The sequence below is a fragment of the Mesorhizobium sp. M0998 genome, assembly GCF_040318885.1.
Classification (GTDB): domain Bacteria; phylum Pseudomonadota; class Alphaproteobacteria; order Rhizobiales; family Rhizobiaceae; genus Mesorhizobium.
The window spans coordinates 1-10,729 of sequence record NZ_JAMYND010000079.1; the positions used below are offsets into that span (position 1 = coordinate 1).

Genomic DNA, 10,729 nt, shown 5'->3' on the forward strand with positions numbered 1-10,729 from the left:
AAATCACTCAAGGCGGCACCTCCTGCCACCTTGAATCACCCAACAGAGATCAACTCAACAAATTAATGGGTCCTGACCCTAGCTGTCGAGCCACCAGCCAGACTGAGTCGGCTGATGGGTAGTTTTGAGCCGATACTGCGCATGAGGTCTATGCCAATTGTACACGCGACGAAGAACGCCCACGGGACCGAGGAACGCGTGCTTCTTTATATTTCACATCCATGAGGTGATCGAGAAGCGCGGCAGGGTGGTTTCCGCTGCAGCCTCACTGGGCGCACATCCGACCGTTGGCTGGAGGTTCCGCCTGGATGTTCGAGCGGGCGGCCAGTGCCGCCTGGCAGGTTGGCGCCGCTCCCCTGGTCGATATTGCTACGCTGCGCGTTTGCGACGCTGCTTCCGGATGTAACGCCCGCTTCAGGCGCCCCATCGCAAATGCCGATAAGGGCGACAGGCGCGCGGCTGGAAGCGGTAGTGTCGCGCGAGCGCCAGCAGCAAACGATTGTAGACAATATGGCCCTGATCGTCCTCGCCCGTCACGGCCGTCTTCATGCGGTCGTAGAGGATCTCGATCGGGACGCCGCCGAGCGCAGTGAAGGCCTGCATATGACAGCGGAGCAGCGTGTGCAGATCGTGATGCATGACCTAGCGCGCGAAGATGAGGCGCGAGTGGCCGAGCACTAGGCTAAACAGCCAGACGATCCGGCTGGTGCCGGGATCGTCGGTGAAGTCGACCATAAAGCGGGCAAAGTCGACCTTAGCTTGAACCCCGGGCCGCGTCTTAAATCGCACGTCGTACTGCTTGGGTCCGTTCTCGGGCCCGATCGCGGCGAGATAGCGCTTCACCGCGACATAACCGAGCTCGCGGATCTCTGGGTCAACCTGGCCGCGCTGAGATCAGGAAAGGCGGTTACGCGCTCGTGCAGAAAGTCCATGAAGGACGCCAGCTTGCTCGGCCGCCCGATCGCACGAGGTCCATAGGCCGGCGCTTCGATGCCGCGCTCGATATATTTGTGCACGGTCTTCGGGTCACGTCCCGTGCGCCGAAGGCCATGAGGTCAAGCTAATTTGCGCCGCAATATGTGCGTCCTTTCGTCAGTGTCCAAAACCGGTCAGGCCGACATCCACAGACTGACTGCTGATCATCGGCGCAATGGCCGCGTGAGCTGGGCAGGCCGTCGACCGCCCATGCAGGGCTCATGGCTAGCCCAGATGCTGGCTCGCAAACTGCGAACGTTGGTATCGATCGCGCTGGCGAACAAGATGGCTTGCAAGATCTGGGCCATGCTGACGAAACAGGAAGATTTTCGCGATCCGACGTGGCCGGGACGGCATGAACGCTGACCACGGAAGCCAGCGTCGGTAAGGAGGTGTGAGAAGTCGACGACCCGAATGGGCGCATGATCGAGCCGATCCGGATGAGGAAACCAGTGACATTTCTGGAACTCGCAAGCTCGGAACATCGGGCGTAAGCTGGTCGGGGTTGCGCAGCCCGGTCGGGCGCGTTGGTCATGGTTTCGGCTTTAGATCCCATGAGGAGTGAACAGCGGCCGGCGCTCTGGCCGAGAGAGGCTGCATCAAAGCACTCGCTCAGAAGGAGTAGGTTGTGGGAACCGCACCCGTTCTCAGACCATGGGTCCGAAATAAACATCCAAAGGAACCGTGCTATGCATCAGTGATCAATCTTGACGCAGAAATCCTCATGTGAGCTTTGAGTGCCGGACTGGACGTCTACTCCACAGCTAACAGCCCCGCCAATGCCTGTTCACGCCGGGTGATGACGGCTGGATCGCTCATGAAATCCGTCCTGCGGCACCCGGCTTCGTGCCCCGCTTCTTATAGGCGGTCTGCTCGCTGTTGGTTTTTATCTTCGGCGGAGGTCGCGCTCGTCTTGCTGAGCCTTGACCCATGAAAGCACTTCACCAAGCCGCTTGTTCTCGATGATCGCAGTCTGCGTGACGCGCTGCTCCTTGTCGAAGACGGTGTAAGGCGGGGCATGCCTTCCATCGAACTTCCAGTTGGCCGTCGGCGAACTCATGGATATCGACATACTTGCCAACCAGCCCGCACGAGATGTCGTTCTTCTCAGTATAGTCTGTTTGCGTTCGTAGGAAAACGACAACTGCTGGCCGACATAGCGCTGCTCGCGCTTACAAGCACGTCGCGGAGCCGATGGGGCGCGACGTTCAATGCGCGATGCAGATCGTCCGGCCGGGCAGGGACCTTGGCGAACTTCTCGCTGAAGCTCGACGTGAACGCCGCAGGAAGGCGTTGGCCGCCTCGATGTCGGATATGCCCGCGAGGCGCAATTCCTTCACAAGCCGGTCCTGGAGCGTGCGATTGGCGCGCTCCACGCGGCCTTTGGCCTGGCTGGAATTGGCGCACAGGATCTCGATGTTCAGCTCCGCCAGAGCCCGGCTAAACTGTGTCATGCCGCGGCCGGCCCGGGCCTCGGCCTTGGCACCCGGAATACTGTGTGCTTGTCGGAATAGAACGCCACCGGCCAGCCGTGCGCCTCCAGATAGAGCTCCAGCGCCCCGAAGTAGCTGAACGTGCTCTCCGACTTCACAAAACGTAGCTGCTGAAGCTTGCCGGTGGCATCATCGATAAAGACGAGCAGGGTGCATGCATCCCCCCGCTCCTCGAACCACCGATGCTCACTGCCGTCGATCTGCACGAGTTCGCCATAGGCTTCGCTCCGCAAGCGCAGTTGATGGAATGTCCGCCGCTGCTTGCGCGACAGCCAGATTCCAGCCTCTGCCATCCACTTGGGCAGCGTCTCGCGCGACACGACCAAACCGTGTCCCTCGCCCAGCTTCTCAGCCGCTAGCGTCGGACCGAAAGCAAGATAATCTTCGCGGACCAGACAGACGGCGAAATTTCGAATACCATCACCAGTCTCCACGGTCTGAGCGTCGATCTCGCGCCTTGTGGCGCAGCGCGGAATCACAGCTTTGTCCATCTCGTTGCTAGATGACAACAATACACAAACTGCATTTGACGCAAGCCAAGGGACGGTTGATCGTCCACTCCACGAAGATGCGGATTGGTGGCGAGCTGAACTCTGACCGGGCACAAACTTTCCGCTGAATCGAGCCGCCCCTCAATAATTGCGATCATCAAGGTGATATATGCCCAAGCCATTCTCAGCGATTCCTTTCACCGGGATCCCATTTCCGAAAACAGAGTACGACCGGCGGCAGAAGAAAGTGCTTGCCGCTGTGGCGAGCGCCAATCTTGACGCACTCGTCGTCACCGCCCACGGCCATCTCCGATATCTCACCGGCTATGATGGAATGGGTGGTTACTTCGCACCGTTCCCGCTGATTTTGGTGCCGGGGCGGGCGCCGACGTATGTTGTCCGAGAGTACGAAGTGGATACCGTTCGCGCGACCAGCTGCATAGACGAGATCATTTCTTATACTCAGCAGCAAGACTTTTCAAAAGTGTGCGCCGATGTCCTTCGGCGCTATGGGCTGCATGGCCGGAGGGTCGGCCTTGAGCTTGGGTGTTGGAATCTCGCAGCGGCCGATGTAAGCGCGCTTCAGGCGCAACTTCCTGATTTGAAGATCGCTGACGCGACCCGTCTGGTCGCGTCGGTAGCGGCGGTGAAAAGCGAGCTGGAGCTCGAAGCTATGCGCAATGCGATGGCCATGACCGATCTGGCCGTGCGTACATTTCAGCAGTCGCTGAGGGAAGGCGTCACCGAAACGAAGGTGGCCGAGACCATCGAGGAAGAGGTAAAAAAAGCTGGCGGGCAACTTGCGCAATTTTATTCTTTGGGGTTCGGCGAGCGTACGAGGCTCGCGCACGGCGTCCCGGCGCACCATCCGATCAGAAACAACGAACCGGCCATGGTGGAAATCGGTGGCGCAAAACACGGGTACGCCGCAGGAGTGGTCCGGAGCGCCGTGCTTGGACGGCATCCTGAGACCGAAGTTCTGCACGATTTGGCGGTTGAGGCACTCGAAGCCGCGATTGGCGCAATAAAGCCCGGCGAGACTGCGAGTGCGGTGGATGCCGCCGCGCGCAAGGTGATTGCTCGGTCTGGGCGTTCGCAGGTTTTTCGCCACCGGACCGGATACCAAACCGGCATCCATTGGTCGGAACGCGGAAACCTAAGCCTGGAGCCGGGCGCTGCGGACATACTCGAGGCAGGCATGACCCTCCACATGCCACTCATCTTATTCAGTGAGAACGGCTACCTATTCGGGACCAGCGAGCAGGTCCTAGTGACAGAACGCGGTGCGGAAATCCTCAGCACTACACCACACACGCTCTATCAAGCATGATCGCCCCGGCAGGCCCCCAAAAAATGACGGGCGGCAATGCCCGGCGAACCTGTAAAAAGGGCTTGGACTGCGCAGGCCATTTGCAATCTTTAGCAACAGTTTTCTTTGATCTAACAGCAACGTAACGTTATTCGAACAAGGTTCAGAGAGATTTCCATGGCTTCGCAATCCCCTCGCTTCTGGGGAATGTTAGATTTGGAACCCGGCCGGGCCACGCCGTGCACATTGCCCACACTCGATTCTGAATCCCGCTCCTTCAACTTTCCCGTCATCTCGAAGACGGTACCGGGAGCTTGGGCGGAAACCGTCGTCCGAGGCGATCCGGCGCTCGAGCCGGCCTATCGAAGTCGCCCGGCGCCTCGTCGCGCGAGGCGCCGCCGCAACAAGCTCGACTGCGGATTCACTATGCGGCATCAGGCGGGCTGTTGCCGCGTCGGTGCATGTTCCAGTGGCGTTGTCGAGCCTGCTTCTGTTGCCGACCTTGCTCCGCCAATTATCGCCGCAGGCCAAGATCGCCGTCCTGACTTACGACTCGACACATTGCGGCGAAGATCTGCTCGGGATCCACGATCCGGCCGAGCGGGCGAGGGTGGTTATCGGCGGCATCGAAGGCGGCAAGTTCTGGTATGACGAATTGGAGCGTCCGCCACCGGTTGACGTGAACGCGATCGAAGCAGAAGTCGCCTCCTGCGTTACGCGACTCAGAGTTCCGGAGATTGCTGCCATCCTGTTCGAATGCGCAGGGTTCCCTCTGGTCGCGCCGGCAATCCGTCATCTCACGAAGCTGCTGGTTTACGACATCACGGGCCTTTACCAGACGATGATCGCGTCGATCGGCTGAGGCCGTTGCACGTAAGGAGACGGCTGGTTCAAATGTGGCCGCGTGATCCCGACAACGCGCTTTTCAGGTAGGTCGTGCACTCACGGCTTCCCACGCGGCAATGGTCTAGCCTCGATGGGTTCGAATTTAATATGCGGAGCGGTTGGTTTGGCATGGGATGAAGAGGTTTCGAACGGCGGAGAAGATCGACACGAAATGCTGCAATGAGTCAACCGACCGAAAACCTTGTCGCGCTCGCTCCCGTTTTCGGAACGGCAAGTGGGAATTCTCCGCCCGGGTTGTTCAAGCCGTTATGCGAGCGGTGTTCGACGTTGTTTGGCCGCCCCGTAGTAGCGCAATTTGTCGGTGATCATACGCTTTGGTGGCAGACCCTGATTCTTCAGAAGTGGCGTCAGCAAGTGCCTGGCGGCCTTGGTGTTGCGGCGCGCCTGGACGATCTCATCGAGCACATATCCGTCCTGATAAACCGCTCTCCACAACCAGCATTTCTGACCGTTGATGCACCACGACTTCATCACTTCATCGAGGTCCAGACATCGTCCTTCGTTGGCGCCTTGCGGCGTATGCGGCGCGCATAATCAGGGCCGTGCTTTCGGCACCCTCGGCGGATGGTCTCCTAGGAAACGACGACCCCGCCATCGAGCAGCATTTCCTGAACATCGCGCGGGTTGGAGCGGCAGTATAGCCAAGCAGCACGGGCCACGATTTCGATCCGAATGAGATGCCGTTCGGTCGGCGGCTAGCGAGCTCCAACAGGTTCGACAGCACGGACTGGGATTTCGATCGGATAGCGATGGTTCTTGTAGGTCGGTGCACCCACGGTCATGGGCGCGCTACCTCAGTTCCTCGACTTGGCTTGCGGCCCCAATCAGGCAGCAAGCGCGGTCTCGACTAGGTTCACCCAATAGCCGATGCCATAGGGCAGGGCTTCGTCGTTGAAATCGTATTTCGGGTTGTGCACGGCAGCACTCGATCCGTTGCCAAGGAAAATGAACGCGCCCGGCCGTGCCTCAAGCATGTAGGCGAAATCCTCAGATCCCATCAGCGGTTTTATCTTATCGTTTACGAAGGCGGTCCCCACGAGCTTGCGTGCCGCGTTTACCGCAAGACTCGTTCCCTCCGTATGGTTGAAAGTGACGGGATCGTGTCGACGGTACTCGAACTCGACATCCGCGCCAAAACCCCGCGCGATACCTCGCGCTGACGCCAGTATCTGTCGTTCGGCGAAGTCCCGCAACTCAGGTGAGAGAGTCCTGACGGTGCCAGCCAGTTCAGCGTGTTCTGGAATGATGTTGTACGCCTCGCCAGCGTTCAGCTTCGTAACGGAAATGACGAGCGACTCAATCGGGTCCGTGTTGCGCGAGACCAAAGTTTGCAGACCAATGATGATCTGTGCTGCGATAACAATAGGATCGATTGTTTGGTGTGGCATGGCTGCATGGCCGCCCCTGCCCTTAACTAAAATGTCGAACTCGTCAAGGGCCGCCATGATCGGGCCATCGCAAATGCCGAACTTGCCGACCTCAATACCCGGCATGTTGTGCATGCCGAAAACTTGGGAAATGCCGAAACGGTCCATAATCCCCTCCTGGACCATTCTTTGGCCGCCCAGCGCTCCTTCTTCCGCAGGCTGAAAGATTAAGGCAACAGAGCCCTTGAAGTTCCGTTTATTCGCAAGGTATTTGGCGGCGCCCAGCAGCATGGCCGTGTGACCGTCATGGCCGCATGCGTGCATCTTGCCCGGTATTTGCGATGACCAGGGTTTGTTTGACGCTTCAATTATTGGCAGGGCGTCCATATCCGCCCTCAGCCCGATCGTCGGCCCTTCTCCGCCTTCGCCTTGAATCAATGCAACAATGCCAGTTTCAGCGATCCCCGTTTCGATGTGGTTGATACCGAACGAAGCCAGTTTCTCGGTCACAAATCTCGCTGTGTTGTGTACTCGATAATCGAGCTCGGGATTTTGGTGGAGGTAGCGCCGCCACTCGGTAGCCTCGCTCTGCAAGTCCCGGAAAGTTTCAACGTTATGCATGTCGAGGCTCCAACCTTACGGCTTATGATTGATTTCAGGGCAGCTTTCGCTCCTTCGTTTAGTCGAGCATCAATCGGCAGGCGGCATCCGTCAAATTCAGTTTGCATATCGCCATCATCTAAGGTCGAGATGGAGACGGACCCCAGGGGAGAGTCCAATCGCGATCTTAGATGGCTGAAATCTCGATTCCCCATTTGACCACTCGATGCTGCTGACAGATGGTACGCATGCCTGCGTTCATCGCAACGCGTGGCCTACGGTGCGAAGGCTTTCAATTCGAAAGCGCTGCTTCGCCGGAAGCATCCAAACCTAAATTGCCGGAGCAGTGACAATGAGCGCTGGAAACCAATTCTCGAATTCCTTGGCCGCAACTGACATAGCAACCGGCCTGCATCCCTTCACCAACGCTCGCCTACATGAGACCAAGGGCCCACTCATCATGGACCGCGGCGAAGGCATTTACGTTTACGACATTAGCGGCAAGCAGTACATTGAAAGCTTCGCAGGCCTTTGGTCTGTTGCAATTGGCTTCAGTGAGCCGCGTCTCGTCGAGGCCGCGACGAAGCAGATGCAAAAGCTTCCCTTCTATCACACCTTCAATCATATGAGCCACGAACCCAACATCCGGCTGGCCGAAAAGCTCGTAGAGATTTCGCCCGAACAGATCACCCGCGTGTCGTTCACGAATTCGGGCTCGGAAGCAAACGACACTGTCGTGAAGATGGTCTGGTACGTCAACAACGCGCGCGGTAAGCCAGAGAAGAAGAAGTTTCTTGCTCGCACCAAGGGCTACCACGGCATCACAATGGTGTCCGGCAGTCTCACCGGGCTGCCGAATAATCATCGCGATTTCGATTTGCCGATTATTCCGGTCATCCATCTGACCACGCCCCATCTTCGCACGTCCGGTTACGAAGGAGAGACTGAAGCGAAGTTCACGGCACGCCTTCTCAAAGAAATCGAAGATACTATCATCTCGGAAGGCCCTGAAACGATTGCGGCGTTCATCGGCGAACCGCTTATGGCAGCAGCTGGAGTACTGGTTCCGCCGGCGGGTTATTGGCAGGGCGTTGAAGCTTTATGCCGCAAGCATGATATTTTCTTGGTAGCTGACGAGGTCGTGAATGGTTTCGGCCGCCTCGGTACGATGTTTGGATCCACTTACTTTGGGTTTAAGCCAGACATTATGGTGACGTCAAAGCAGCTTACGTCGTCATATATGCCTCTGGCAGCTATTCTGTTCACAGAGGAATTCTACAATGTACTTGCCGACAACACGGCAAAGATCGGAACCTGGGGTCACGGTTATACAACGACCGGCCATCCCGTAGCCACTGCGGTTGCACTTGAGAACCTCAAGATCATCGAGGAGCGGGATCTGGTAGGCAACTCGGCGCGGGTCGGCAAGATCTTCATGGAGAATCTCCAGAAGCTTTCGGATCACCCCATCGTAGGAGATGTACGGGGCGTCGGCCTGATGGCAGCCGTCGAGATGGTACCTGACAAATCTTCGCGAAAAGGATTCAATCAGTTCGGCAAGGCAGGCGGAAAGGCATTTGCTTCGGGACTCCAGAACAATCTGATTGTTCGCGTCGTGGGCGACCAGCTTATCTTTTGCCCTCCGCTCATCATTACCGAAGAGCAAGCAATCGAAGTCGTGGCAAGGGCCAAAAAGACTCTGGACGAAGTTGCGGATTTTGTTTCCAGCGAAGGTGTAAACTGACGCAAGCGACCACCGGGGGCTGCCACGGATTCACTGCGCAAAGCCACAGCCTTGCCGCCACTGTCGGGTCGCCACGCGGTCGTGACTTATGCGCGGCGCGCCCTGCCGATGTGCCTCCCAAACCGGCAGGGCGCTTTTCAAAGCGCTGGATATCTGTCGCTTGGTTATTGATTGATGAGGTCGCCTAATCGTAAGCGCCTCGCCGATCGCCAATGGATTTGGGCTTGACGTTTTCCGGAATGGCCAAGGCATGAGTTCTTCGATCTGGCTGGCCATTGATGATGGCATCGAGGATTTCGGCGAGGTAGGCAACGGGATTGACGTCGTTGAGCCTGCAGGTGGCCACAACGGATGAGAGCAGCGCCAGTTTTCGGCCCCGACCTCGTGGCCAGCAAAGAGAGCATTTTTTCCGTCGCCGAGGAAGCGAATGAGCCCTTTCCAATGGGCAAGACCATAGCTGATGTCTTCGGCCAGCTTTGAGCCCGAGCAGATCATCGACAATTGTTTTTCAAACCACGGCTTCAAGGCGGCGATGATCGGGGTGGAGTACTGCTGTCGGGCGGCGAGCCGAGCTTGTGGCGTCATGCCGCGCACTATCGCCTCGACGGCGTAGAGCGTGGCGATCTGGCGCACGGCGGCTTCGGCGATCGGGGGCTTGGTGTTGCGCGCCAGCTTCATAAAGCGTCGGCGCAGGTGGCGCCAGCAATGGACGAGCATCCATGGTCCTTGTGGCCGCTCCAGGCGTGTCAGCCGGTCATAGCCCTCATAGGCGTCAACCTGCAGGAACTGTCCGCCGAAGCCTTGAAGGAAGCGTTCGGCATGCTCGCCGCCGCGCCCGGGCGCATAGTGGAACAGCACGATGGGCGGGCCTTGGCCACCATGGCCGCGGTCATCGCAAGCGATTGCCCAGAAGAAGCCTTTCTTGACCTTGCCGCGTCCGGGATCGAGTACCGGCGCCGTGGTCTCGTCCATGAACAGGCGCTCGGCCGCAGCCAGATGCCCGCGCATGTGGTCGGCTATCGGCTTGAGATGGAAGCAGGCCCGGCCGGGACTGTCAGGAATTCTGTGCGCGAGGCCATGATGATGGAAAGGAGAGAATCATCACATGGCTATTGAGAAGGAACTTCTGGACCAACTGCTTGCGGGTCGCGATCCGAATGAGGTTTTCGCCAGAGACGGGCTGCTCGACGATCTGAAGAAGGCGCTTTCGGAGCGGATTCTGAACGCCGAACTGGACGAGCACCTCGATGAGGAGCAGGCCGACGGCAACGCCAATCGCCGCAATGGCCATTCGCGGAAATCGGTGCTGACGGGCACATCGAAGATGACGCTGACGATCCCGCGCGACCGTGCCGGAACCTTCGATCCGAAGCTGATCGCCAAATATCAGCGCCGCTTCCCAGACTTCGACGAGAAGATCATCTCCATGTATGCGCGCGGCATGACGGTGCGCGAGATCCGCGGCCACCTGGAGGAGCTCTACGGCATAGAGGTGTCGCCGGACCTGATCTCGGCCGTCACCGACGCTGTCCTGGAGGAAGTGGCAGAGTGGCAGAATCGCCCGCTGGATGTGGTCTATCCGCTCGTCTTCTTCGATGCCATCCGGGTCAAGATCAGGGACGAGGGCTTCGTCAGGAACAAGGCCGTCTACATCGCGCTCGGCATCCTGCCGGATGGCACGAAGGAGATCCTCGGCATCTGGATCGAGCAGACCGAGGGCGCCAAGTTCTGGCTGCGCGTCATGAACGAGTTGAAGAGTCGTGGCGTCGCCGACGTCTTGATCGCCGTCGTCGATGGCCTAAAGGGCTTTCCCGAGGCGATCAACGCCGTCTTCCCCCAAACCG

General features: G+C 58.4%; 6 protein-coding genes and 3 pseudogenes. 4 read left to right on the top strand and 5 right to left on the bottom strand.

Features of this window, described 5'->3' with window-relative positions:
* Nucleotides 1–435 precede the first annotated feature (435 nt).
* Nucleotides 436–792 (bottom strand): annotated as a pseudogene (locus NKH59_RS33615) (DDE-type integrase/transposase/recombinase); the annotation flags it as partial.
* Between the two features lie 936 nt (nucleotides 793–1,728).
* Nucleotides 1,729–2,942 (bottom strand): annotated as a pseudogene (locus tag NKH59_RS32545) (ISNCY family transposase); the annotation flags it as partial.
* 186 nt (nucleotides 2,943–3,128) lie between these two features.
* On the opposite strand from NKH59_RS32545, the gene NKH59_RS32550 reads away from it, so the two are divergent.
* Both NKH59_RS32550 and NKH59_RS32555 read left to right on the top strand, forming a co-directional pair.
* Entirely contained in the window at nucleotides 3,129–4,289 is a 1,161-nt protein-coding gene (locus NKH59_RS32550) for a M24 family metallopeptidase (protein WP_353024331.1), read from the top strand.
* Nucleotides 4,290–4,737: 448 nt separating this feature from the next.
* Entirely contained in the window at nucleotides 4,738–5,130 is a 393-nt protein-coding gene (locus NKH59_RS32555) for an aspartate/glutamate racemase family protein (RefSeq protein ID WP_353024333.1), read from the top strand.
* A 126-nt stretch (nucleotides 5,131–5,256) separates the two neighbouring features.
* Here NKH59_RS32555 and NKH59_RS32560 read toward each other — a convergent pair.
* Nucleotides 5,257–5,848 (bottom strand): annotated as a pseudogene (locus NKH59_RS32560) (IS6 family transposase).
* 150 nt (nucleotides 5,849–5,998) lie between these two features.
* The gene (locus NKH59_RS32565) at nucleotides 5,999–7,162 is read right to left on the bottom strand and encodes a M20 aminoacylase family protein (protein ID WP_353024335.1); all 1,164 of its coding nucleotides are present in this window, start codon (nucleotides 7,160–7,162) and stop codon (nucleotides 5,999–6,001) included.
* Nucleotides 7,163–7,493: 331 nt separating this feature from the next.
* Here NKH59_RS32565 and NKH59_RS32570 point away from each other — a divergent pair, with 331 nt between their 5' ends.
* Nucleotides 7,494–8,885, top strand: a complete 1,392-nt coding sequence (locus tag NKH59_RS32570; protein ID WP_353024337.1) for an aspartate aminotransferase family protein — start codon at nucleotides 7,494–7,496, stop codon at nucleotides 8,883–8,885.
* Nucleotides 8,886–8,915: 30 nt separating this feature from the next.
* Here the strand turns inward: NKH59_RS32570 and NKH59_RS33620 are convergent, their stop codons facing one another.
* The gene (locus tag NKH59_RS33620) at nucleotides 8,916–9,893 is read right to left on the bottom strand and encodes an IS66 family transposase (RefSeq protein ID WP_502908732.1); all 978 of its coding nucleotides are present in this window, start codon (nucleotides 9,891–9,893) and stop codon (nucleotides 8,916–8,918) included.
* Nucleotides 9,894–9,990: 97 nt separating this feature from the next.
* Between NKH59_RS33620 and NKH59_RS32585 the strand changes: the two genes are divergently transcribed.
* Nucleotides 9,991–10,729, top strand: a 739-nt coding sequence (locus NKH59_RS32585) for an IS256 family transposase (RefSeq protein WP_353024339.1), incomplete at its 3' end; no start/stop codon positions are given.